The 22,059-nt window shown below is 72.7% G+C and carries 19 protein-coding genes and 1 pseudogene; 12 read left to right on the top strand and 8 right to left on the bottom strand.

Going from position 1 to position 22,059, the window contains the following annotated elements; genetic code table 11:
• The first annotated feature begins 144 nt into the window (after nt 1-144).
• Nucleotides 145-1,656 (top strand): class I adenylate-forming enzyme family protein, encoded by a 1,512-nt coding sequence (locus ACFCY7_RS06910; protein WP_376482010.1) that lies wholly within the window; start codon nt 145-147, stop codon nt 1,654-1,656.
• On the opposite strand, the gene ACFCY7_RS06905 is transcribed toward ACFCY7_RS06910, so the two are convergent.
• Nucleotides 1,625-2,014 (bottom strand): STAS domain-containing protein, encoded by a 390-nt coding sequence (locus tag ACFCY7_RS06905; protein ID WP_376482008.1) that lies wholly within the window; start codon nt 2,012-2,014, stop codon nt 1,625-1,627. The two genes, ACFCY7_RS06910 and ACFCY7_RS06905, sit on opposite strands and share 32 nt — an antisense overlap.
• Nucleotides 2,015-2,194: 180 nt before the next feature.
• On the opposite strand from ACFCY7_RS06905, the gene ACFCY7_RS06900 reads away from it, so the two are divergent.
• Entirely contained in the window at nt 2,195-2,776 is a 582-nt protein-coding gene (locus ACFCY7_RS06900) for a sigma-70 family RNA polymerase sigma factor (protein WP_376482007.1), read from the top strand.
• The gene (locus tag ACFCY7_RS06895; protein WP_376482005.1) at nt 2,773-4,071 is read left to right on the top strand and encodes a maleylpyruvate isomerase N-terminal domain-containing protein; all 1,299 of its coding nucleotides are present in this window, start codon (nt 2,773-2,775) and stop codon (nt 4,069-4,071) included. The genes ACFCY7_RS06900 and ACFCY7_RS06895 overlap by 4 nt, the downstream gene beginning before the upstream one ends.
• 457 nt (nt 4,072-4,528) lie before the next feature.
• Here the strand turns inward: ACFCY7_RS06895 and purU are convergent, their stop codons facing one another.
• Both purU and ACFCY7_RS06885 read right to left on the bottom strand, forming a co-directional pair.
• Nucleotides 4,529-5,380: a formyltetrahydrofolate deformylase gene (gene purU, locus ACFCY7_RS06890; RefSeq protein ID WP_367827568.1), complete on the bottom strand. Its 852-nt coding sequence runs from the start codon at nt 5,378-5,380 to the stop codon at nt 4,529-4,531.
• Nucleotides 5,381-5,518: 138 nt separating this feature from the next.
• Complete coding sequence (locus ACFCY7_RS06885; RefSeq protein WP_376482002.1) at nt 5,519-5,962, bottom strand: hypothetical protein; 444 nt, start codon at nt 5,960-5,962, stop codon at nt 5,519-5,521.
• Between the two features lie 203 nt (nt 5,963-6,165).
• Between ACFCY7_RS06885 and ACFCY7_RS06880 the strand changes: the two genes are divergently transcribed.
• Nucleotides 6,166-7,446 carry an ABC transporter substrate-binding protein gene (locus tag ACFCY7_RS06880; RefSeq protein WP_376482001.1) on the top strand — a complete coding sequence of 427 codons (1,281 nt, stop codon included), beginning with the start codon at nt 6,166-6,168 and terminating at the stop codon, nt 7,444-7,446.
• 6 nt (nt 7,447-7,452) lie between these two features.
• On the opposite strand, the gene ACFCY7_RS06875 is transcribed toward ACFCY7_RS06880, so the two are convergent.
• Complete coding sequence (locus tag ACFCY7_RS06875; protein ID WP_376481999.1) at nt 7,453-8,937, bottom strand: hypothetical protein; 1,485 nt, start codon at nt 8,935-8,937, stop codon at nt 7,453-7,455.
• Between the two features lie 349 nt (nt 8,938-9,286).
• Nucleotides 9,287-10,669 (bottom strand): transcriptional regulator, encoded by a 1,383-nt coding sequence (locus tag ACFCY7_RS06870; RefSeq protein WP_376481997.1) that lies wholly within the window; start codon nt 10,667-10,669, stop codon nt 9,287-9,289.
• Nucleotides 10,670-10,958: 289 nt separating this feature from the next.
• Here ACFCY7_RS06870 and ACFCY7_RS06865 point away from each other — a divergent pair, with 289 nt between their 5' ends.
• The 3 genes from ACFCY7_RS06865 (at nt 10,959) to ACFCY7_RS06855 (ending at nt 14,257) form a co-directional block, all read left to right on the top strand.
• Nucleotides 10,959-11,624 (top strand): bifunctional DNA primase/polymerase, encoded by a 666-nt coding sequence (locus tag ACFCY7_RS06865; protein WP_376481996.1) that lies wholly within the window; start codon nt 10,959-10,961, stop codon nt 11,622-11,624.
• Nucleotides 11,625-11,699: 75 nt separating this feature from the next.
• Nucleotides 11,700-12,608 (top strand): ABC transporter ATP-binding protein, encoded by a 909-nt coding sequence (locus tag ACFCY7_RS06860; RefSeq protein ID WP_376481994.1) that lies wholly within the window; start codon nt 11,700-11,702, stop codon nt 12,606-12,608.
• Nucleotides 12,605-14,257: a transporter gene (locus ACFCY7_RS06855; RefSeq protein WP_376481993.1), complete on the top strand. Its 1,653-nt coding sequence runs from the start codon at nt 12,605-12,607 to the stop codon at nt 14,255-14,257. The genes ACFCY7_RS06860 and ACFCY7_RS06855 overlap by 4 nt, the downstream gene beginning before the upstream one ends.
• A 122-nt stretch (nt 14,258-14,379) precedes the next feature.
• Here ACFCY7_RS06855 and ACFCY7_RS06850 read toward each other — a convergent pair whose 3' ends face one another.
• Complete coding sequence (locus ACFCY7_RS06850; protein WP_376481991.1) at nt 14,380-14,991, bottom strand: precorrin-3B C(17)-methyltransferase; 612 nt, start codon at nt 14,989-14,991, stop codon at nt 14,380-14,382.
• 87 nt (nt 14,992-15,078) lie between these two features.
• Between ACFCY7_RS06850 and ACFCY7_RS06845 the strand changes: the two are divergent.
• Nucleotides 15,079-15,690, top strand: a pseudogene (locus tag ACFCY7_RS06845) (DUF4097 family beta strand repeat-containing protein); the annotation flags it as partial.
• 164 nt (nt 15,691-15,854) lie between these two features.
• Entirely contained in the window at nt 15,855-16,427 is a 573-nt protein-coding gene (locus tag ACFCY7_RS06840) for a dihydrofolate reductase family protein (protein WP_376481989.1), read from the top strand.
• Nucleotides 16,428-16,453: 26 nt separating this feature from the next.
• Here the strand turns inward: ACFCY7_RS06840 and ACFCY7_RS06835 are convergent, their stop codons facing one another.
• Nucleotides 16,454-17,410 (bottom strand): aminoglycoside phosphotransferase family protein, encoded by a 957-nt coding sequence (locus ACFCY7_RS06835; RefSeq protein WP_376481987.1) that lies wholly within the window; start codon nt 17,408-17,410, stop codon nt 16,454-16,456.
• A 295-nt stretch (nt 17,411-17,705) separates the two neighbouring features.
• On the opposite strand from ACFCY7_RS06835, the gene ACFCY7_RS06830 reads away from it, so the two are divergent.
• On the top strand, nt 17,706-18,329 hold the full coding sequence (locus ACFCY7_RS06830) for a GNAT family N-acetyltransferase (protein WP_376481985.1): 624 nt from the start codon (nt 17,706-17,708) through the stop codon (nt 18,327-18,329).
• Nucleotides 18,330-18,838: 509 nt separating this feature from the next.
• Here the strand turns inward: ACFCY7_RS06830 and ACFCY7_RS06825 are convergent.
• Nucleotides 18,839-19,498: a M15 family metallopeptidase gene (locus ACFCY7_RS06825; protein WP_376481984.1), complete on the bottom strand. Its 660-nt coding sequence runs from the start codon at nt 19,496-19,498 to the stop codon at nt 18,839-18,841.
• 52 nt (nt 19,499-19,550) lie between these two features.
• Between ACFCY7_RS06825 and ACFCY7_RS06820 the strand changes: the two genes are divergently transcribed.
• Together ACFCY7_RS06820 and ACFCY7_RS06815 are read left to right on the top strand one after the other, a co-directional pair.
• Nucleotides 19,551-20,525 carry a hypothetical protein gene (locus tag ACFCY7_RS06820; protein ID WP_376481982.1) on the top strand — a complete coding sequence of 325 codons (975 nt, stop codon included), beginning with the start codon at nt 19,551-19,553 and terminating at the stop codon, nt 20,523-20,525.
• A gap of 183 nt (nt 20,526-20,708) precedes the next feature.
• A complete protein-coding gene (locus ACFCY7_RS06815; RefSeq protein ID WP_376481980.1) occupies nt 20,709-21,968 on the top strand; it encodes an esterase/lipase family protein in 1,260 nt (419 codons plus the stop codon).
• The last annotated feature ends 91 nt before the right edge of the window (nt 21,969-22,059 follow it).

The following is a 22,059-nucleotide window of genomic DNA, read 5'->3' as shown; positions in this document are numbered from 1 at the left end:
ATTGGGCGGACCGCTCCCGGCCCGTTTCTGATGACCCGTCAGATCTGACGGGATCAGGCTAGCTCCGCACCCCTGGACCGACAAGCGTCGGACCTCTACGCTCACCGGACTATCTGACGGAACGTCAGCCATGAGGAGTACGGGATGAACGAGACCGCACACGCCCTGGGCGAGTCCCGCACGCTCTGGGAGCTCGTCGAACACCGCGCCGCACTCACTCCCGACCGGCCCATCCTGCTCCAGGGCGACCGCGTCCTCACCTTCGGCGGCCTCCGGGACCGGGCCGAGCGGTGCGCCGCCGGACTCCACGAGAGGGGCGTGCGCGCCGGAACGGTCGTCGCCTGGCAGCTCCCCACCCGCATCGAGACGGCCGTGCTCTCCTTCGCGCTCGCCCGCATCGGAGCCGTACAGACGCCGGTGATCCCCTTCTACCGGGACAAGGAGGTCGGCTTCGCCCTGCGCGCCTCACGCGCCGAGCACTTCGCCGTCCCCGGAGTCTGGCGCGGATTCGACCACACGGAGATGGCCCGGCGGCTCGGCGCGCACGGGATCCTCGAAGCGTACGAGGACCTTCCGGACGGCGACCCCGCCGTCCTGCCCCCACCGCCCTCGTCGGGGACCGACGTCCGCTGGATCTACTGGACCTCCGGCACCACCTCCGACCCCAAGGGCGTCCTCCACACCGACCGCTCGCTCCTCGCCGGCGGCTCCTGCCTCGCCCACGCCCTGCAACTCACCGAGGCGGACGTCGGCTCGATGGCCTTCCCGTACGCGCACATCGCCGGACCCGACTACACGGTGATGCTGCTCCTGTACGGGTTCCCCGCCGTCATGTTCGAGCAGTTCGCGCTGCCCGACGCCCTCGACGAGTACAACCGGCACGGCGTGACCGTCGCCGGCGGCTCCACCGCCTTCTACTCCATGTTCCTCGCCGAGCAGCGCAAGCAGCCCGACAAGCCCGTCATCCCCACCCTCCGGCTGCTCGCGGGCGGCGGCGCGCCCAAACCGCCCGAGATCTACCACGCCGTGCGCAAGGAACTGGGCTGCCAGCTCACCCACGGGTACGGCATGACCGAAGTCCCCATGATCACCATGGGCGCGCCCGACGACACCCCCGAGAACCTCGCCACCACCGAAGGCCGCCCGCCCGCCGGCATGGAGATCCGCATCACCGGCGACGGCGAGGTCCGGCTCCGCGGCGAAGCCGTCTGCCGCGGCTACCTGGACCCGGCGCAGACGGCCGCCGCCTTCGACGAGGACGGCTTCCTGATCACCGGCGACGTCGGGCACCTCACCCCGACCGGGCACCTCGTCCTCACCGGACGGATCAAGGACATCATCATCCGCAAGGGAGAGAACATCTCGGCCAAGGAGATCGAGGACCTCCTCCACCGCCACCCGGACGTCGGCGACGCGGCCGTCATAGGCCTCCCGGACGCCGAGCGCGGCGAACGCGTCTGCGCCGTCGTCGAGCAGCCCCCCGGCGCCGCCCCGCTGACCCTGCCCGCGGTGACGGCCTTCCTGCGGGAGGCGGGCCTCTCCGTCCACAAGCTGCCGGAGCAGCTGGAACTGATGGACGCGCTCCCCCGCAACGAGACCCTCCGCAAGGTGCTCAAGTACCGGCTCAGGGAACGCTTCGGTCCGGCCCCCCGGTGAGCGCCTCCGGCACGTCCTCGTACACCTCGAAGAGGCGCCGCACACCGAGCGCGGACAGCACCCGGTCGACGTGACCGTCCCCGACGCCCTCGTCCTCCCCGACCCGCCCGGGGAGGATCAGGCGCAGCCGGCCGCCGCACGAGCGGAGCAGGCGGCGCGCCGCGATGAGGACGCCGACGCCGCTCGAGTCGCAGAACCGCACGCCCGACAGGTCGACCACCAGGTCGTGCCGGCCGCCCGCGACGGCGTCGTGGACGCTGCGGCGTATCCGGGGGGAGGTGACCAGGTCCAGTTCTCCCCGGACCCGCAGAACCGTCCAGGAGCCGTACTCGTCCTCATCGACCTCGATCGCTGTCACGGACGCCGCCTGCCCCACCGGGACGTGCCGAAACCCCGGGATCCGGGGATGACGCGTTCCTTACCATCCACACCGGCGTCAAGGGCGTACTTGCGGCAAACGGGCGTGCGTCCCCGGTGCCGCGCACTACTTTGGACGGGGAAGGGGCTGGACCGGAGACCGGGAGGGGCGGAGGGCCGGATGGCGACGGACACACCACTGCGCTGGGACCGCAAGATGCAGCAGCGGCTCGCGCGCGGGGAGGCCGCCGCGCTCGGCGAGCTCTACGACCGGTTCGCCGCCCTGGTGCACAGCCTCGCCCACCGCGTCCTCGACGACGACGCGGCCGCCGACCAGATCACCCGCGAGGTCTTCGGCTACATCTGGGAGAACCCCGACGCCTACGACCCCAAGCAGGGCAGCATGCGCTCCTGGGTCGCCCGGCTCACCCAGCGCCAGGCCGTCCACCGGCTGCGGCAGGCCGAGACGACGGCCTACGCGGAGACCGGACTCGGCTCCGCCGAGGAACTGGAACAGAAGGTCCGCCGCGCCAACGTCGCCGCCCGCGCCGACTACATCGTCACCTCCATGCCGGCCCCCCTGCGAGCCGCCCTCGAACTCGCCTACTTCCAACGGCGCGACTACCGCCAGACCGCCGCCGACCTCGGCGTCACCGACGACGAGGCCCGCCGCCGCCTCCGCCTCGGCCTCCAGCTCCTCTCCAACGCCAACACCCGCCCCCTCGGCGGCTCCTCCCCGCCCGGCTACGGACCAGCCCTGTGAGCGAGGCCGACAACGACGCCGACGACGTCGCCCGCACCCCCTGGATACCGGGCCCCCGACAGTCGGCCGACGACCACGCGAACCTGGACACGCCACCACGCCCGTGGCCGAGCACACCCGAGGACGAGACGGGACGCGAGGCGGGCGAGCCGGAGCTTCGTGCAGGTGGGCCCGAGCCCGAGCCCGAGGTGCTCGTCCTGACCCACGCGGTGCTCAAGTCCCTCCTCGGGGCTTGGGCGCTCTCGGCATGCTCCAGCGGGGAGACCAAGGCCGTGGAGGACCACCTCACCGCGTGCGCGCCCTGCGCCGACGAGGCACTTCGGCTCCGCGACGCGGTCGCACTGCTCCACGAGGACCGCGACCTCGACCTCGACCCGCTGCTCCGCTCCCGGGTCCTGGAGAACTGCCTCGGCCGCCGCCCCGCCCGCATCCCCGTCCCCGACTGGGTGACCCCGTACGACGCCGAGACCGCCCGGCTCGACGCGCTCCTCCGGGACATCGGCGAGTCCGAGTGGCACGCGCCGGTACGGCTCAAGTGGTACGAGGAGGACCGCGTCGTACGGCGCAAGGCCACCGTCGCCGGTGTCATCGGCCACCTCTTCGCGGTCGACGGCCTGGTGTCGGCCGCACTGGGCCTGGACGACCCGCTCGGCACGGGCGTGCCCGAGCTGTCGCCCGCCGAACGCACCGAGGCGTTCTGGACGGGGCTCGACCGGCCCCCGAACCGGGCGCTGCGCGACCCCTGGCGTGAGCAGAGCCACACCCTGATCCGCACGGTCTCCTTCGCGGGGCGGGGCGTCGCCGACCTCACCGTCACGTACAAGGACTTCGCGCTGCCGCTGCGCGACTCGCTCCTGGAACGGGCCTTCGAGTGCTGGGTCCACGCGGACGACATCGCCAACGCGATCGCCTACCCGTACGCCCCGCCCAGCGGCGCCCACCTCCACGGCATGATCGACCTCGCGGCCCGGCTCCTCCCCGCGGCCCTCGCCACCCGGCGCCGCACCGGGCTCGCCTCCCCGGCCCGCCGCCTCGTCGCCGCGGGCACGCCCGGCCGTTCCCTCCACCTCGAAGTCGAGGGCGCCGGGGGCGGCCACTGGTACATCCCCCTCGACTCCCCCGCCGCGATCGGCTCCCCCGACCAGTCCGTTGCCCAGGTCGCCATGGACGGCGTCGAGTTCTGCCAGCTCGTCGCCGGCCACATCTCCCCCGAGGAAGCCGCCGCCGGGCAGGACGGTGACCGCGAAGCCATCCGCGACGTCCTCTCCGCCGCCGCCTCCCTCAGCCGCCTCTGACCCCACCCGCCACCTTTCGCAGGCTTCCGCGGCCGCGCCACCCGTTGCAGGTACCCGTTCCACTGGGACGGTGCCCACCCTGTTGTGGGCATTCGTTCCTCCCCCAGACTTCGTCCGGGGGGACCCCCAGGGCGGAACGGGTGGGCACAACGGACGGCGCCCCGCCCGTTGTGGGCAATCGTCCGCCAGGGGCGGAACGGGTGGGCACAACGGACGGCGCCCCCTGCCGGGCCTAGGCATCCGCGCCCGAACCCGCACCGGATGCACGCCGAGCAATGGGTGCGGGTCCAGGCACAAGGGGCGGAGGCGCCGCCAAGGGCGCCGTCCCGTGTGCCCACCCGTCCCGCCCTGGGGGTACCCCCGGACGAAGTCTGGGGGAGGGACGATTGCCCACACGGCGGTGGGGGCGACGGGTGGCGGCCGGAGCCGCGGCGACGGCGGGGGGTCGTGTTGGGGGTCAGGCGAAGACGACGGTGCGGCGGCCGTTGAGGAGGATGCGGCGTTCGGCGTGCCATTTGACGGCACGGGCGAGGGCCTGGCACTCGACGTCGCGCCCGACGGCGACGAGCTGGTCGGGCGTGACCTCGTGCCCGACGCGCTCGACTTCCTGCTCGATGATCGGACCTTCGTCGAGGTCGGCGGTGACGTAGTGCGCGGTGGCACCGATGAGCTTGACGCCCCGGGCGTGCGCCTGGTGGTACGGCTTGGCGCCCTTGAAGCTGGGGAGGAAGGAGTGGTGGATGTTGATGATCCGGCCGGACAGCTGCTTGCAGAGGTCGTCGGAGAGCACCTGCATGTAGCGGGCGAGCACGACGAGCTCGACGTTCTGTTCGCGGACGAGTTCCAGGAGCTCGGCTTCGGCGGCGGCCTTGGTGTCCTTGGTGACGGGGATGTGCCGGAAGGGCAGCCCGTAGGAGCCGACGAGTTCCTCGAAGTCGGTGTGGTTGGAGACGACGGCGACGATCTCGACGGGCAGCGCGCCGATGCGCGAGCGGAACAGCAGGTCGTTCAGGCAGTGCCCGAACTTGGAGACCATGAGCACGACCCGCATGGGCTGGTCGGCACGGTTGATCTGCCAGTCCATCTCGTACGCGTCGCCGACCGCCGCGAAGCTGGCCCGCAGCTTGTCCACGTTCACCGGCGCCTCGGCGGAGAAGTGGACGCGCATGAAGAACAGCCCCGTGTCCCGGTCTCCGAACTGCTGGCTGTCCTCGATGTTGCACCCGGTGATGAAGAGGTAGCTCGACACGGCGTGCACGATGCCCTGCTTGTCGGGGCACGAGAGGGTGAGGACGTACTGATCGGTCATTCCGGCAGCCTGCCACACCCGGATGCGCCGGGTGTGCCTCTGTCCGTCAGGCGGAACGGCTCGCGGACGGTTCGCGAGCACCGCGCGGGCGGTGCGCGAGCCGGGGCGCGAGCGGTGCGCGAGCCGGGCGGCAGCGGGTCAGGAGCGGGTCATGATGCGGAGGACGTCGAGGGTGCGCGGGGGCGCGTCGGGGTCCTCGCCGTCGGCCTGCGCCATCCGCACGTGTGCCTCGCGGGCGGCGCGTACGGCTTCGGGCCAGCCGTGGTGTTCGAGGTAGGCGGAGACGGGGGCGTCGGGGCCGACCTGGTGCATGATCCGGAGGACGCGGAGGACGGCGACGTCGACGAGGGCGGCCTCGCCGGTGTCCCGGAAGACGGCGCCCACGTATTTCTCGGCGGACCAGTTGTCGAGCCAGGTGTCCTCGACCAGGCGGTAGACGGCGTCGGTGACGTCGCCGTACCCGTCGAGGCCGGCCAGCCAGGTCGTCTCGTGGAACCCGGGGTCGGAGAGCATGTGCAGCGCCGAGCGCACGTTGATGCGCCAGCGCCACCACGGCATGTCGTTGAGCGGCATGCCGCCCATGGTGGAGGAGCGACGGCCGCGACGGGAAGAGTTAACCGAACCGGAGACTGGACTGGACACGTTTCGATCGTACGTTCCCGTGCGGCATAAGCGGACTCGACCCCTCCTCATCTGGGCCCGGCCCCCGTAATTCACCTTCACGTCACCCATCGTTGAACCGTGCTCACTCCCGCGTTACCCGTGAGGCGGAAATGTGCATGCCCATGACCGGTAGGCGACTGACCTCACTCCTCGCGTACGTCACGACCGCGGCGACCGGAGCGTCGCTGCTCACCGGGTGCGGCGTGCTCCCTGGGGCCACGGGGGGCTCCAGGGAGCCCCTCACGGTGATGACCTGGGCTCCCGACCAGACCCGAGCGACCAACATGCCCGGCATGCCCGCCATGGCACAGGCCTACGCACGGTGGGTCAACTCCCAGGGCGGCCTCGACGGCCACGAACTCCGCGTCCTCACCTGCAACGAACAGAACACCTCCGCCGGCGCCGCCGACTGCGCCCGCCGGGCCGTCCGCGAGAACGCGGTCGCGGTCGTCGGCTCGTACAGCCAGAACGGCCGCGCCTTCATGGCCCCCCTCGAAGCCGCCGGCATCCCGTACATCGGCGGCTACGGCATCTCGGAGGACGAGTTCACCAGCCCGCTCTCGTACCCCGTCAACGGCGGGCAGGCCTCCCTGATCGCCGGGCACGGCATGCAGCTGGCCGAGTCGTGCCGGAAGGTCTCGCTCGTCCGGCCCGACACCATCGCCGGGGACAAGCTGCCCGGGCTCCTCAACTCCGGCCTCCGCAAGGCCAGTCACCGCAGCGCGATCGACATCCCGGCCCTGGAGGACGCCGCGGAGTACTCGAAGCAGGCGGACCGGGCCCGCAGCAAGGCCGGCCACGAGGACGGCTGCGTCACCGCCGTGCTCGGCGAGCGCACCCAGACCTTCTTCGACTCCTTCCGCCGCCTGCCGGACGGCGGGCGGCGGGACGACGCGAAGGGCGGGGACGAGGCCGCCGTCCGCATCTCGTCGGTCCTCGGCAGCGTCGGCCAGCCCGTGATCGACCGGACCGGCGGCGCCCACAGCCCCTTCGAGGGCGCGTACGTCACCGGCTGGTACCCGGAGGCCGGCGACAAGAGCTGGGCGCCGATGCGCAAGGTCATCCAGGAGCACGCGTTCGCCGACAACCGGGTCGACCCGGCCGACGCCGGCGTCCAGACCACCTGGATCGCGTACACGGTCCTGAGGGAGGTCGTCGAGGGCCTCGACACGGACACGGTCACGGCCGCGAAGATCAGCCACGCCCTCGACCGGGGCGCGCGCATCGACACCGGCGGCCTGACGCCCGTCCTGCGCTGGAAGTACGAGGACCTGCTCGGCGCCCCCGGCTTCCCCCGGATCGTCAACCACGAGGTGACGTTCCAGGTGGTCCGCCAGGGACGCCTCGTGGCGCAGAAGCCCGGCTTCGTCGACGTCGGCGAGACCGTCCTCAGCGCCCCGTAAGCCCGCTCAGAGCTGCGTGTAGGTCCGCTTCTCCAGTCCGTACTTCGCGGCGGTCGGGTTCCACAGCCCGGCCGCCGTCTTCTTGGCGGTGGTGGCCTCGCCGCTCTTCGCGTCCCCCGCGACCCGGTTGCTGGTCGAGCGGGCCTTGCCGCCCTTGCAGGCCTTCTTGCCCTTCATCTGGTCGGCCCAGGCCGCGTAGTGGTCGTCGGCGGCGGCCGAGGCCTGCCAGGCCTTGGTGAGTGCCGCCGTCAGCGCCGCGTTGTCCGGGATCTTGTCGACCGAGAGCGCCTGGAGCTTGGTGATCAGCCCGCGGCGCTGCTCGGCGGCGCCCCGCAGATCGTTCGCGGCCTGGTCGAGGTTCTTGCACTGGTTGATGGAAGCGACCGAGCTGATCACCGTCTCACGGCTGCTGCTGCTGGTCGCGAGCAGCTTGCCGAGCTCCTGCGCCTGCGCCTCCGCCGGGTCGGCCGGCTTCTCCGCGGGCGCCCCGGTGGAGGGCGCGGCGGAGCTCGCCGCCACGTTCTGGCCGCCCCCCTTGGGGTCCTTCTTCTCGTCCCCGCCGCTGAGCAGCGCGCCGGCGCCGAGGCCGACGACCGCGCAGCCGATGACGACGGCGGCAATCAGCGCGACCGGCGACTTGCGGCGCGGCTCGGGCTCCTCGTCGTAGTAGGCGTCCTGGTAGCCGTACTGCTGGGACTGCGGCGGCTGCGGCGGCTGGAAGCCCTGCTGCTGGTGCTGCGGGGCCTGCTGCTGGTGCTGCTGCTGGTACGCGGGCGCCGCCGGCTGCTGGTAGCCCTGGGGCGGCTGCGGGTGCTGCGGGGCCCTGGGCGCCTGCGGGGCCTCGGTGCGGAAGAGGCTGTCGAACTCCGCGGGAGGCTGCCGCTCACCGGACGCCTGCCCCGGTACGGGGGCGATGAACTGGGTCGCGTCCGACGCCCCCGCCGGCCCGCCGCCCTGCCCGCCGCCCTGCTGCGGCAGCGGGCCCGTGCCGAGGAACTGGGTCGCCGAGCCCCCGCCCTGCTGCGGCGGCACCGGGGCGATGAACTGCGTGGCCTGCATGTCGCCGGCGGCCTGAGCGGCCGGCGGCGGGTACCCGTAGCCGGGCTGCTGCGCCTGCACCGGCGGCATCGCGCCCGGGACCGGCGCGATGTGCTGGGTAGCCTGCATGTCCGCGCCGGCCGGACCGCCGGGCTGCGGGTAGCCGTACCCGGGCTGCGGCGGCGCCTGCTGCGGGAAGGCCTGGGGAGCCTGCGGGGCCTGGGGCGCCTGCTGCGGCGGGATCGGCGGGAGGTACTGCGTCGACTGCATGTCCGCGGCACCCGGCGCCGCCTCCGGGGGCAGCGGCTGCGCGGGCGGCAGCGGCTGACCGCCCGGCTGACCGCCGGCGGGACCCCAGGCGCCGCCCCACGGCTGCGCTCCCCCGTGGGCACCGTCGTGCGCGGGGGGCACCGCCGGGTACTGCGGCTCCGGACCCTGTCCGTTCTGCGTCACCGGGACTCCTACTGATAAACCTACGGAATCGTCGGCTCACGCTACCGGGTGCGCCCAGGGCTCCGCACACACGTGTGAGCCCGGTTACACAACCTTCTCGACGCAACCTTCCCGACCTGGCCTCCCCGACGCAACCTTCCGACGTGGCCTCCTCGCCGCAGTCTTCCGAAGCGGCCTTCCCGACCTGGCCTCCTCGCCGCAGTCTTCCGACGCAGCCTTCCCGACGCAGCCTTCCCGCGCGACCCGCGCAATCGACTCCCCGACCCACGAGCCGGACGGCCCCACGAGCCGGACGAGCCCGCGAGTCGGACGGTCCTACAGGCCGGACGGGCCCGCCGGCCCGACGGGCCTACGCCGCCGCGAGGTCCATCCGCGCCCCGAACTCCCGCACCACCGCCTCGCCCGCGTACGGCTCCAGGCGCTCCCTCAGGTCCTCCAGGTACTCCGCGCCCCGGGACGACCGCAGCGTGCCGAGCAGTTCGAGGGCGCGCGTCCCCGTGCGGCAGGCCTGCTCGATCTCGCGCTGCTGGACGCGCGCCGAGGCGAGGAGCGCGAGGCCGATGGCGCGCCGCCGCGTCCGGGTCTCCGGGTGCCCGGCGATCGACTCCTCCGCCGCCCGCGCCGCCGCGTCCGCCTGCCCCAGGTCCCGGTGGCAGTGCGCCAGTTCGTCCGCCAGGTAGGCGTGGTCGAAGTGGGCGATCCACGCCGGGTCGTCGCCCGCCTCAGGATCGGCCTGCTCCAGGGCCCGTACGGCCCGGCCGGCCGCCGCCTCGAAGGCACCGACGTCGCCGAGCAGGGCGTGGCCGCGCGCCTCGGCCGCGAAGAACATCGCCTCGGCCCGCGGCGGCACCTTCCCGCGCGACCCCTCCTGCGCGGCCCGCGCCAACTGGGCGATCTCCCGGGGGTTTCCGAGCTGGGCGGCGAGGTGGCTCATCGACGCGGCCAGGACGTATCCGCCGTAGCCCCGGTCGCCGGCGGCCTGCGCGAGGCGCAGCGCCTGGATGTAGTAGCGCTGGGCCAGGCCCGGTTCGCCCGTGTCGACCGCCATGTACCCGGCGAGTTCGGTGAGTCGCGACACCGCCGCGAACAGCTGCCGGCCGACGGCCTCCCGGTAGGAGCCGGACAGCATCCCCGACACGACGCTGTTGAGGTAGTGGACGACCACCGGTCTGACGTGCCCGCTGCCGAACCGCCGGTCGAGGTCGACGAGCGCGCTCGTCATCTCCCGTACGGCCGCCACGTCCGCGACGCCGACGCGGGCGCCGGCGAGCCGGGCCACGTGCGTGTCGGGGACGGTGATCAGCCAGTCCCTGCTGGGTTCGACGAGCGCGGAGGCCGCCACCGCGGAGCCCGAGAGGAAGTCCCGGCGGCCCACGTCGCTGCGCCACAGCTCGCAGACCTGCTCGATCGCCCCGGGCACGGTCGGCGCGAACTGGAGGCCCACCCCGGCGGCGAGGTTCCGGCCGTTGGCCATGCCGACCTCGTCGATCGTGACCGTGCGCCCCAGCTTGCGGCCCAGCGCCTCCGCGATGATCCCGGGCGCCCGGCCGCGCGGCTGCTGCCCGCGCAGCCAGCGCGCCACCGACGTCTTGTCGTACCGCAGGTCGAGGCCGCGCTCCGCGCCGACCATGTTGACCCTGCGGGCGAGGCCGGCGTTGGAGCAGGCCGCCTCCTGAATGAGCGCCTGGAGCCGTTCGTTGAGCTGACGCGGAACGAGTGGCCTGGCTGCCATGTGTACCCCCTGAGGCCGTGCGGTGATCACCGGAGAAGTGATCACTGCCCGGTGGATATCCGGTCAATGCCGATGTGAACACGCGAAACCGGACACGTCTGCCGCGAGGATGAGCCACCCCGCCGCCGACGCCCCCACCTGTGCGTACCCACCCCCGCTCCCCGGCCCTCCGCGCGCCCCCGCGAGTGCACCGATGCGCCCCACATGCAGGATCGATGCGTCAACACGCCCGCCACCGCGCCCGTAACCCCAGGTGGCGGGGGCAGTTGTGCTCACCGTGGAAGAGACCATGGGAGTCACGGAAGCCGCACAGATCCCCCAGCAGCGAGGCGAGCAGCTACTGGACAGCGCCGTGCGGTACGCGGAAGAGCGGCACTGGGACGTGTTCCCCGGGACCTGGCTTGAGGCCGTCGAGGGCAGGGAGCGCTGCTCCTGCGGCGCGGAGGCGTGCGCCGTCCCCGGCGCCCACGCGGTCAAGCCCGACTGGTCGACCCAGGCCACCGGGAGCGGGGTCGGGGCTCGGCGCATGTGGTCGAAGACGCCGAAGGCGTCGATCCTGCTGCCGACCGGCCGGACCTTCGACGCGATCGAGGTGGCCGAGTCCGCCGGGTTCCTCGCGCTCGCCCGCATGGAGCGGATGGAGCTGACGCTCGGCCCGGTGACCTGCACCCCGGACCGCCGGATGTACTTCTTCGTACTGCCGGGTGCCGCCGCCAAGGTGCCCGACCTCGTCCGCAAGCTGGGCTGGACACCGGCCGCCATCGACCTCGTGACGCGCGGCGAGGGGCACTACGTGGCGGCCCCGCCGACCCGGATCGGCGGCTGCGGCGCCGTGCAGTGGGCGCGCCGCCCCACCCCGGCCAACCGCTGGCTCCCGGACGCCGAGGAACTGATCAGCGCCCTCGCGTACGCGTGCGGCCGGGAAGCGGCGGAGGCGAGGAGCCGCACGTCGTGACCCTGGGGGCCGATCGACCCCGCCCTTAGGGTGGTGCCCGTAAGGATGACGGGGACGACCGAGGGGTTGACGTACATGCCTGACCAGGCATTTGACGGAGCGTTCGACAAGGCGGGTGCCGCACCGGGCACCGCACCGGAAGCCGGTGCGGTGCCCGCGGTGCGCATCGAGGGACTGTGGAAGCGTTTCGGCCAGCAGATCGCCGTGAACGGGATCGATCTCGTCCTGCCCGCGGGGAAGTTCATCGGGCTCGTCGGGCCCAACGGAGCCGGCAAGACCACCACGCTCTCCATGATCACCGGCCTGCTCCGTCCCGACCACGGACGCATCCTGGTCGCCGGGCACGACGTCTGGGCCGACCCGGAGTCGGTCGCCGAGGTCAAGGCGCGCATCGGCATCCTCCCCGAGGGCCTGCGGATGTTCGAGCGGCTCTCCGGCCGTGAACTCCTCGCGTACAGCGGGCGGCTGCGGGGGCTGCCCGGTGCCGAGGTCGACAAGCGGGCCGCGCAGCTCCTCGACGTGCTCGACCTGACAGGTTCGCAGAACAAACTGGTCGTCGACTACTCGACCGGCATGCGGAAGAAGATCGGCCTCGCCGCCGCGCTCCTCCACAACCCCGAGGTCCTCTTCCTCGACGAGCCCTTCGAGGGCGTCGACCCGGTCTCCGCGCAGACCATCCGCGGCGTCCTGGAGCGGTACACCTCCTCCGGCGCGACCGTCGTCTTCTCCAGCCACGTCATGGAGCTCGTCGAGTCGCTCTGCGACTGGGTCGCCGTCATGGCCGCCGGCCGGATCCGCGCCCAGGGCCCGCTGTCCGAGGTGCGCGGCACGGCCCCCTCGCTCCAGGCCGCGTTCCTGGAGCTCGTCGGCGCGAACGGCCGCACGGCGGCCGGCGACTCGCTGGACTGGCTGGGCGGCGGTGCGGTGCCGGGCGCGACGGGCGCCACCGGTTCCACGGGCGGCGCGAACGGGGCCGCGGGATGAGCGCCGCCACCTCGACCACTCCCGCACCCCCGGTGTCCCCCGCCCCCCCCGTACCGTCGCTCACGTCGGTCTTCGTACGGCTCAAGCTGTCGCTGCTGCGCAACGGGCTGCGGCAGTCGGGCGGGCGGACCGCCGCGTACCTCTCCACGATCGTCTTCGGCACCGTCTTGGCCGCGGCGATACTCCTGGCGTTCGTCCTGATGAGGGGCAGCGCGGACGCCGACAGCATCGCGATCCTGGTCACCGGGTTCCTCGCGCTCGCCTGGACGGTGATGCCGCTGTTCATCCCGAGCGGCGACGAGACCCTCGACCCGTCCCGGCTCGTGATGCTGCCGCTGCGGCCCCGGCCGCTGGTCCGGGCACTGCTCGTGGCCTCCCTCGTGGGCATCGGCCCGGCCCTCACCCTGATCCTGGTCCTGGGCGCCGCCCTGGCCGTCGCGCACGGCGCCGCCGCCACCGTCCTCGCCGTCCTCGCCGTACCGCTCTCCGCGGTGACGTGCGTGGCCCTGTCCCGGTCCGTGGCCGCCGCCAACGTCCGGCTGCTCACCTCCCGCAAGGGCCGCGACCTCGCCCTGCTCAGCGGCCTGGTCATCGCGGTCGGCATGCAGCTCGTGAACTTCGGCGCCCAGCGCCTCGGCCAGGCCGGCGGCCTGGAATCGCTCGAACCCGCGACGGCCGTCGTCGCCTGGCTGCCGCCGGCCGCCGCGATCGGCGCGGTGGACGCGGCGAGCAACGGCGACTACGCGGTGGCCGCGGCCCGGCTGCTCCTGACGGCGGCCACGCTCGCCGGGCTCGTCCACTGGTGGCAGCGGAGCCTCGTGCGCCTGATGGTCGAGCCCGACGGCTCCACCATCGGCGCGGCCGCCGACGCGGGCGTCCGCGAGAAGGCCGACGGTACGGGCCGGCTCGCGCGGCTCCTGCCGGGCGGCCGCACGGGCGCCGTCATGGACCGCAGCCTGCGCTACATCTGGCGCGACCCGAAGACGAAGGCCGCCTGGGTGACCTCGCTCGCCATCGGCCTGATCGTCCCGCTCTTCAACGCCTTCCAGGGCGCCGGCTCGATCTACTTCGCCTGCTTCGCCTCCGGCATGCTCGGCATGCTGATGTACAACCAGTTCGGCCAGGACGGCTCGGGCTTCTGGATGGTCGCGCAGACCATCTCGACGACCGCCGACGCCTACGCCGAACTCCGCTCCCGCGCCCTGGCCATGCTCACCATCACCCTGCCGTACACGGCCCTCGTCACCGCCGTCACCGCCGGCGTCCTCGGCGACTGGTCACGGCTCCCCGAAGCCCTCGGCCTCGCCTTCGCCCTGCTCGGCGCCATGATGGGCACCGGCGCGATCACCTCGGCGAGCTTCCCGTACTCCATCCCCCAGGACAGCGGCTACAAGAACGTCGCCCCCGGCCAGGGCGCCCTCGCCTGGATGTCGATCCTCGGCGGCATGCTCGCCGGCGGCCTCATCTGCGCCCCCCTCATCGCCGCGACGGTCTACCTCCACCTCTCCGACCACCAGTCCCTCCTCTGGCTCGTCCTCCCCCTCGGCGCCCTCTACGGCGGACTCCTCGTCCTCGCGGGCCTGAAGCTCGCCGCCCCGCGCACGGCGAAGCGCCTGCCGGAGATCCTCGCGGCGGTCAGCAAGGGCTGACCCGCCCCCGCCCGACAGCCCGGGCTCGCCCGTTCCTCCGCACGACCCCGATGGCCCGCTCGCACCGCCCGAGCGGGCCATCGGCGTACGGCCCGCGGATCCGGTGCCGGCGACGGGGTCCCTCAGTGCCCCCCGAGCCCCGGAATGCACGTACCGTCCAGGGTGCGTCCGGTGACCTCGGCCGTGGCGACTCCCCGCCTGTCGATACGGCCGATGACACAGACCTTGCCGTGACCGCCACCGACAAGGAGGCCCGGCCGGGCCTCCGCCCGGTACTCGATCCTGTCCGGCGCCAGGCCGAGTGCCGCGGCGGCCGCCGCCCGGACCTCCGCCTCGCCGGCCCCCTCGCCGGTCGGCTCCCCTATCGGCTCTCCGGTCGGCTCTCCGGTCGGCATTTCTTTCGGTTCGCCTTCCGGCTTGCCCTCAGGCCTGCCCCCCGACAGGGCCCGCAGGGCCTTGGCGAGGGCCTCCGCCTTGCCTTGCGCACCGGCGCGCTGCTCGTCGGTGATCTCCATCTCCTGCTGGAACGCGTGGTTCTCCCGATACCTGTCGTTGGGGTCCTGCGAGATGCACGGCGTACCCGGCGGGAGCCTCGGCTCCTCGGGGCTCGGGCAGTACCGCATCGTGTCGCGCGGCTCGCCGCCGACGGCCACGGCGTAACCACCGGCCAGTACGGCGAGGGTGACGAACACGAGCGAACCGACGACGGTTTTACGGGAACGGTGACGGCGCATGCCCCTCATCCTGTGCGACGGAGCCGAACTCCCGGCCGGCCGGACGGAGATGTGACCGAGCCGTAGCCGCGCGCGCCGGCCCGTCGTGGACGCGTACGGATCGTCGCCGACGACCGTGCCGACGCCACGGTCGAGGTCCGGCCGGCGGAACCCGGCAAGAAGCGGGACGTCCGCGCCGCCGAGCTGGCGGTCGTCTCGTACGCCGACGGAGTCCTGGGGATCCACGCCCCGCAGCCCGACGGCCAGTTGACCGGCTCCTTCGGGGCCGTGGAGGTCACCGTCCACCTGCCCGCCGGCTCCAGCGTCGCGGCCAAGGCCGCCGCCTGCGAGTTCAGCGGCGTCGGGCCGCTCGGCGAGATCGCCTTCGAAGGCACGTACCGCCGGATCACGCTCGACGAGGCCGCCGCCGTCCGCCTCACCGCGGTCGAGGGCGACGTCGAGGTCGGCCGGCTCACCGGCCCCGCCGACATCTCCACGACCCGGGGTGACATCCGCATCGCCGAGGCCGTGCGCGGCACGCTCGTGCTCTCCACCCAGAGCGGCGACATCACCGTCGGCGTCGCCGCCGGAGCATCCGCCGTACTGGACGCCGGCACCACCCTGGGCCGGATCACCAACTCCCTCCGCAACAACGGCACCACCGACCTCGACATCCGCGCCACCACCGCACACGGCGACATCACCGCCCGCAGCCTCTGAGCGACCACGACCGTCGGCGGTGGACCGCAGCCCACCGCAGCATCGTCGAGGATCCCCGCCGACCACCGATGAGTTCGGCGGGGCAGCCACGTCCTACTCAGTGAAGCAAGTGCGACGCACGACCCACGGCCCACGGCCCACGGCCCACGAAGAAGGAAACCCAGATGCGCACCCTGATCAGCACCGCCTTCATCTCGCTCGACGGTGTCGTGGAAGGCCCAGGCGGCGAGCCCGGCTACCGCAACTCCGGCTGGACCTTCAAGGACATCGACTTCGTCGCCGAGGCCTACGACATCAAGGCCCGCGAACAGAAGGAATCCGCCGCGATCCTGCTGGGCCGCGCCAGCTACGAGGCGTTCAGCCCCGTCTGGCCGGACATGGCGGACTTCGCCGACTACAAGGTCATGCCCAAGTACGTCGTCTCCACCACGCTCTCCGAGGACGACCTGGTGTCGAACTGGGGCGAGACCACGATCCTGCGCTCCCTCGACGACGTCGCCGCCCTCAAGGACACCGAAGGCGGCCCGATCATCGTCCACGGCAGCGCCGCCCTGAACCACAGCCTCTCGGACGCCGGCCTGATCGACCGCTACCACCTCCTCGTCTTCCCGCTCCTCCTCGGCGCGGGCAAGCGCCTGTTCAGCACCACCGACAAGGACACCCAGAAGCTGAAGCTGGTCGAGCACGAGGTGTACGCCAACGGCCTGCAGAAGAACGTCTTCGACGTCGTCCGCTGACGCGCGGCCGCAGCCCCGCGAGGGGCTTACCCGTCCGCCAGTACGCGCGCGAGTGCCGCCCGGCCCGCCGGACCCCAGGTCGGTTTGCCACCGGGCAGGCCCTGGTCCCCGGCGCGGCCGATGTCGATGAGCCCGGCGGCACGGAGGAGGGCCCAGCCCCGGGCCCGGCGGACAGTGGCCTCGTCCAAGTCCACGCCCACGGCGCCGTCCACGGTGCCGTCGTCACGGGCGCGGTCGCCGGCGCCGTCGCCGTCGCCGTACGCCTCGAAGAAGCGCGAGGCCGCTCCGGCGGGGAGGAGGAGCCACGCGGCCGAGAGGTCCGTGGCCGGATCGCCGGAGCAGAGCTCGCCGAAGTCGAGGACGCCGGAGAGCGTCCCGTCGGTCACGACGACGTTCGCGGGGTGCAGGTCCCCGTGCAGCCACACCGGCGTTCCCCGCGCCTCGGGCGCGGCGAGGGCGTCCTCCCACACCCGCCGTACGGCCGCCGCGTCGGCGAACTCGGACAGGAGCCGCAGCCCCCGCTCGGCCTCACCCGCATGAGCGGACAGGGGCACCCCCCGGTGCGGGTTGACGGGCGCATCCTCCGGCGCCGCACGGTGCAGAACCCGCAGGAAGCCCGCCAACGCCTCGGCCGCGTGCTCGCCCCGCGTGACGGGCGCCGCATCGGCGGGCTCTCCGGCAACCCACCGGGCCACCGTCCAGAACCGCGGGAAACGCTCGGACGGCTCCCCCGTACGCACCGGAACGGGCACGGGCAGCGGAAGCGGCGGCGCCAGGACGGGCAGCCAGCGGTACTCCTTGCGCAACAGGTCCGGGGCCCGTTCCGTACGGGGCATCCGCACGGCCAACTCATCGCCTACCCGCCACAGTTGGTTGTCCCATCCGCCCGGCACCTCCCGAATGGGCAGCTCCGCGAGATCCGGATGCTGCTCCCGGAGCAGCCCTCGGATCAATCCCTCGTCGATCTCGATCCGCACGTCCATGGCATCACCCGTCCTGTTCCGGCGGACCTTCGGACCGAGGCCCCGGGGCCGCTCGTGTCAGCCGTCTTTCGGCAGTGGACCCTCGTCGCCGCGTCTCGGGCCATACGATCACGATCGCGCTCCCGCTCGCGTCGGGAACGCCGGGACGTCGGGACGTCGTCGGAACGCCGGGGGGCGCCGCAGGTTCGGTCCCCACTCCTCCGTGCCGCGCCGCCCCCGCGCGTCCCCCCGGCCCGCTTCTCGGCCTGACGGAAATCCCTTGCGGCGCGGCGACCACGCGAACGATCCTCGCCGCATGGACCTTCCGCAGCCGCAGCCGCAGCCCGAGCCTCTGCTCCGGGCCGAGTCCCGACTCCCGGACGAGTCACCGGACCTGCCGCAGACCCGTATCGAGCTCGACGGCGGCCTGACGCTGCGCGCGTTCGAAGGCGAGGCGGACCTTCCGGAGTTCTTCCGGGTCATCGAGGAGTCGCTGGAACACCTGCGGCCATGGATGCCCTGGGTCTCCCAGCACAGCCTCGCCAGCACCAGCGCCTTCCTCACCGGTCGCGCCGAACTCTGGGCCGACGGCGTCCAGTACAGCTACGCGATCGTCCTCGACGGCGCCATCGTCGGCAGCTGCGGACTGCACCGCCACGACGAGGAAACCCCCGCCGACACCCTCGAAATCGGCTACTGGCTCCACCCCGCCGCCACCGGCCTCGGCATCGCCACCCGCGCCGCCCGGGCCCTCATCTCCCAGGCCTTCCGCCTCCCCACCATCCACGCCGTCGAAATCGTCCACGATTCCGCCAACCACCCCAGCGCCGCCGTCCCCACCCACCTCGGCTTCACCCTCCACCTCCACCGCCCCCACACCCCCACCGCCCCCGCCGAAACCGGCACCGACCACATCTGGCGCCTCACCCGCACCACCTGACCCTCCCCCCCTGTAACCCGCCTCCCCTAGCTGCTTGCACGGCCCGCACGGCCTGCACCTCCCGCCGCCGCGCGCCCGCGCCGTGTACTGCGCCTGTGTCGTGAGCTGGGCCCGCGCCGTGCTGCGCCCGCGCCGTGAGCGGCGCCCGTGTCGGCATAGCGCCCGCCGCGTTAGCTGAGCCTGTGCCCGTCTGACCTGACACGTGGGCTGCGCCCCACCGCCGTGTGAGCCCGCGCGGCCATCCGCGGCCCTGCCACCCACCGTCGACTGAGCCCGCGCGCCCGGCCGTCGCCCTGGCCCACCGCCGTGTGGGCAATCGTCCTGCTGGGGCGGGACGGGTGGGCACACGGGACGGCGCCCTCGGCGGCGCCCTCGCCCCTAGTGCCTGGACCCGCACCGGTAGTGAGCCGTACCTGTGGTGCGGGTTCAGGCGCGGAAGCCTAGGCCCGGCAAGGGGCGCCGCCGCACCGGTCGCGCACACCCCCCACCCGATCCCCCCTCGGGTCGTGTCATCCGCCCCGGGTCAGTTCCGTCGGGCCGTAGAGGGCGGAGGGTGCGTCGGTTGTCAGGGCCCAGTAGCGGTCGCCGTAGGACCAGTGCCACCACTCGGTGGGGTAGTTGACGAGGCCGGCGGTGGTGAGGGCGGTGGAGAGGAGGTGGCGGTGGGTGCGGGCTTGGGGGGTGATGTGGGGGGCGTGGGTGTAGCAGGCGCCGTCGCTTTCCTCGGGGTCGGCGTTGATGCGGGTGCCGAGGTCGAGTTCGCGGCCGGAGGGGTCGGCGAGGGTGAGGTCGACGGCGGCGCCGGCGCTGTGGGGGGCGATGGCGGGGGGTGAGACGTAGCGGCTGGTGGCGGTGTGGAGGCGGTCGTCGGACCAGGTGGGGTGGGCGGTGCGGAGTTGTCCGGCGTACTCGTCGAAGTACGCGCGCTGGAGCGAGGGGGGTCGGTAGCCCTCGACGAAGAGGAGGCGGAGGCCGTCGGGGAGGAGGGTCTGTGCGGTGAGCAGCCGTTCGAGGACGCCTTGGCGGAGGTGGGCGTACGCGTGGTCCGGGTCCTGCTTGCGCGTGTCGACGAGCAGCGAGCTGTCGCGGACGTCCACGAGCGGTTCGCCGCACTCCAGGACGGGCAGGGCGGCGACTTTCGGGTCGGCCATCAGAACGATCTCACTCATGGGTCGATCATGCCTCCGCCGTGGTGCATGATGGGCGCCGGAGGGGATTTGAATGCGTTCAGAAATGACGGTTCCGGAGTCGGAGTCCGACCGGATCCAGCCCCAGGACCCGGTCCAGGCGCGCCCGAAGGACAGGTTCGGCGCCGTGGTGACGGCCTCCGTCTCGGTGATGTTCGTCGAGGCCGCGATCGGGATGATCGCGAACCACGTGCGGGAGAGCGCGATCGAGGGCCCGGTACTGCCGTACAACGCGCTGGGGTTCGTCGTGATGGTGATCGCCGCACCCTTCGCGGCCTTGGCCGGGGCCGTCCTCGGCGCTTTCCTCACCGTCTCCGTGGTGATGCCCGTGCTGACCTCGGCCGCCTGGCTCGGCCGCAGGCTCTCGGGGCGCGAGGCGTGGGGGTGGGTTCCTGCGGTGACGGCCGTCGCGGCCGGCCCACCGGTCGCCGCCCTGGCGATCCTCGCGGAGGCCGGGCTCCTTGCGGGGCTCGCCGGATGGCTCGCGGCGACGGCGGCGCTCACCGCGCCCGCCCTGGTCGCCCGCAGGCTCCTGCTGCCGGACCGGCCGCGGCTCACGGGCCGCGCGATGTTCGGCCGGGTGGCGGTCCACGGCACCCTCGCCGTCGTCACCGCCTTCGCCGCCGCCGGCATCGCCCTGTTCGCCGGGGTCGGCTACGAGCCTCCGCAGCTGAACGCCGAGCAGATCGCGGGCACTTACTCCGACGGCCAGGGCGGCACCCTCACCCTCGCCCCGGACGGCAGGGCCACGGCGTCCCGCGTCGACACCTTCGACTTCCACGACACCGTCGACCCGTCCGAACCCCGGATCCGCGAGTGCTCCGGCATAGGCACCTGGTCGTTCGACCCGGTCGACGGCCCCGACTCCCAGCTGGTCACCGTCTCCGTCGACTCCTGCCCCGTCGACATGGACGACTGGGGCGTCTACGGCACCCGCGAACACCCCAAGCTGTACGTCTTCGTCGGCGACCCCGACTCCTGGGAGCTGTACACCCTGCGACACGACTAGGAGTGCCGTCGGGCGCCGCCCATTTCCCCTGTCCACGGGTGCGCACACCTCCGAGGCGAAGATGGCCACCTTCGTGTGAACCTCCACGGTGATTACCGTCTGTGACGACATATGACTCCATAAGGTGCCATACGAGGTCAGCCGTTCGGCGAACCCGTGAACCCCCCAAGGAGCCAACCGATCATGCCTACCCCTGTCGTCGACCTCTGGAGCCAGGTCTCCCCCGCACCCCGCGCCGCGACTCCCCCCGCGCCGGAGCCGCATGACGAGTGGTCACTCAGCGGAGGGACCGCCTGGGTCTACTACAGCCCGCTGAACCGACGACAGCTCATCAGGCCCGTCATCCTCTCCGACGGCTTCTCCGGTGGGGCGAGCAACCTCGACACGCTCTGGAACGGGCTGGAGGAGAACGGCGACTTCCGCTTCATCTCCGAACTCCACGCGACCGGCCGGGACGTGATCATCCTCGGCTACAACGACCGGACCGCGTCGATCAAGGACAACGCCGACACCGCCATCGACTGCATCCGCCGCGCCCTCGGCGAGCGGGTGGGGCGTTCGAAGCTGGTCGTGGGCGGCTTCAGCATGGGCGGCATGGTCACCCGCTACGCGCTGGCGAAGATGGAGCAGGACCCCGCCCTTCCCGACCACGAGACGTCCCTCCACCTGTCCTACGACTCCCCTCACCACGGCGGATGGCTCCCCGTCTCCCTCCAGGCGTTCATCCACTTCGCGACGGACAACTGGAGCGAGGACCCCGTCGTCGGGGAAAGCCTCCGCCAGTTCTCCGCGCTGCTGAACAGCCCCGCCGCGAAGCAGATGGCGCGCTGGTACATCGCGAAGACCGACGACACCCCGGCGCCGGCCCCGGAGCGCGTGCAGTTCCTCAGGGAGCTCGACGAGCTCGGGGGATGGCCGCGGAACGTACGCAAGATCGGTGTCGCCAACGGCGTGGACACCGGCAAGGGCAACGGCGTCCAGGCCGACGTGACCGCGGTCAGGGGCGACGGCGAAACGCTGAAGGACACCTGGCTCAAGACGCAGGCCCAGGGCGACCAGGTCGTCGCGCGGCTGCAGAAGAGCGGCGGAGCGGCGATCCAGGTCCGCACCAGCGGACTGCCCGAGATCGACGGCGCTCCCGGCGGCGTCTTCACCCTGCCGACCCCAGAGGGAGACCCCGGCAGCTTCGGCCTGGCCGGCCTCCTCATGGCGTTCCTCCGCAACACCGTGGACGAGGACGTCATCCGCACGTCCTGCTTCATCCCCAGCATCAGCGCCGTCGCCGCCGGCGACATCGACGACCCGAAGGCGCTCTACAAGCCGATCACACCCGACAGCAGCGCACTCGACGCGTTCCTGTGCGCCGGCCGCAACGAAGGACACACCACCATGACCGAGGAACTCGGCGCGTGGATCGTGAACGAGATCGTCTCCACCGATTGACGCTCCGCCCCGGGGCGGGCGGGCCGAACCGACGCGAGCCCCCCCCCCCCCGGGCCCCAGGACCCCGGGCACGTATAAACAAATACGCTCC

Source organism: Streptomyces sp. NPDC056361 (genome assembly GCF_042262805.1).
GTDB lineage: Bacteria > Actinomycetota > Actinomycetes > Streptomycetales > Streptomycetaceae > Streptomyces.
The sequence above is the reverse complement of the archived record's forward strand: the minus strand, read 5'-3'. Positions and strand labels throughout refer to the sequence as shown.

What these genes read in the sequence shown, in the direction of transcription:
- ACFCY7_RS06910 (WP_376482010.1), top strand. Translation starts at nt 145, where the DNA reads ATGAACGAGACCGCACACGCCCTGGGCGAGTCCCGCACGCTCTGGGAG.
- ACFCY7_RS06900 (WP_376482007.1), top strand. Translation starts at nt 2,195, where the DNA reads ATGGCGACGGACACACCACTGCGCTGGGACCGCAAGATGCAGCAGCGG.
- purU (WP_367827568.1), bottom strand. Translation starts at nt 5,380, where the DNA reads ATGACCGATCAGTACGTCCTCACCCTCTCGTGCCCCGACAAGCAGGGC.
- ACFCY7_RS06885 (WP_376482002.1), bottom strand. Translation starts at nt 5,962, where the DNA reads ATGGGCGGCATGCCGCTCAACGACATGCCGTGGTGGCGCTGGCGCATC.
- ACFCY7_RS06880 (WP_376482001.1), top strand. Translation starts at nt 6,166, where the DNA reads ATGACCGGTAGGCGACTGACCTCACTCCTCGCGTACGTCACGACCGCG.
- ACFCY7_RS06870 (WP_376481997.1), bottom strand. Translation starts at nt 10,669, where the DNA reads ATGGCAGCCAGGCCACTCGTTCCGCGTCAGCTCAACGAACGGCTCCAG.
- ACFCY7_RS06865 (WP_376481996.1), top strand. Translation starts at nt 10,959, where the DNA reads ATGGGAGTCACGGAAGCCGCACAGATCCCCCAGCAGCGAGGCGAGCAG.
- ACFCY7_RS06860 (WP_376481994.1), top strand. Translation starts at nt 11,700, where the DNA reads ATGCCTGACCAGGCATTTGACGGAGCGTTCGACAAGGCGGGTGCCGCA.
- ACFCY7_RS06855 (WP_376481993.1), top strand. Translation starts at nt 12,605, where the DNA reads ATGAGCGCCGCCACCTCGACCACTCCCGCACCCCCGGTGTCCCCCGCC.
- ACFCY7_RS06850 (WP_376481991.1), bottom strand. Translation starts at nt 14,991, where the DNA reads ATGCGCCGTCACCGTTCCCGTAAAACCGTCGTCGGTTCGCTCGTGTTC.
- ACFCY7_RS06840 (WP_376481989.1), top strand. Translation starts at nt 15,855, where the DNA reads ATGCGCACCCTGATCAGCACCGCCTTCATCTCGCTCGACGGTGTCGTG.
- ACFCY7_RS06835 (WP_376481987.1), bottom strand. Translation starts at nt 17,410, where the DNA reads ATGGACGTGCGGATCGAGATCGACGAGGGATTGATCCGAGGGCTGCTC.
- ACFCY7_RS06830 (WP_376481985.1), top strand. Translation starts at nt 17,706, where the DNA reads ATGGACCTTCCGCAGCCGCAGCCGCAGCCCGAGCCTCTGCTCCGGGCC.
- ACFCY7_RS06825 (WP_376481984.1), bottom strand. Translation starts at nt 19,498, where the DNA reads ATGAGTGAGATCGTTCTGATGGCCGACCCGAAAGTCGCCGCCCTGCCC.
- ACFCY7_RS06820 (WP_376481982.1), top strand. Translation starts at nt 19,551, where the DNA reads ATGCGTTCAGAAATGACGGTTCCGGAGTCGGAGTCCGACCGGATCCAG.
- ACFCY7_RS06815 (WP_376481980.1), top strand. Translation starts at nt 20,709, where the DNA reads ATGCCTACCCCTGTCGTCGACCTCTGGAGCCAGGTCTCCCCCGCACCC.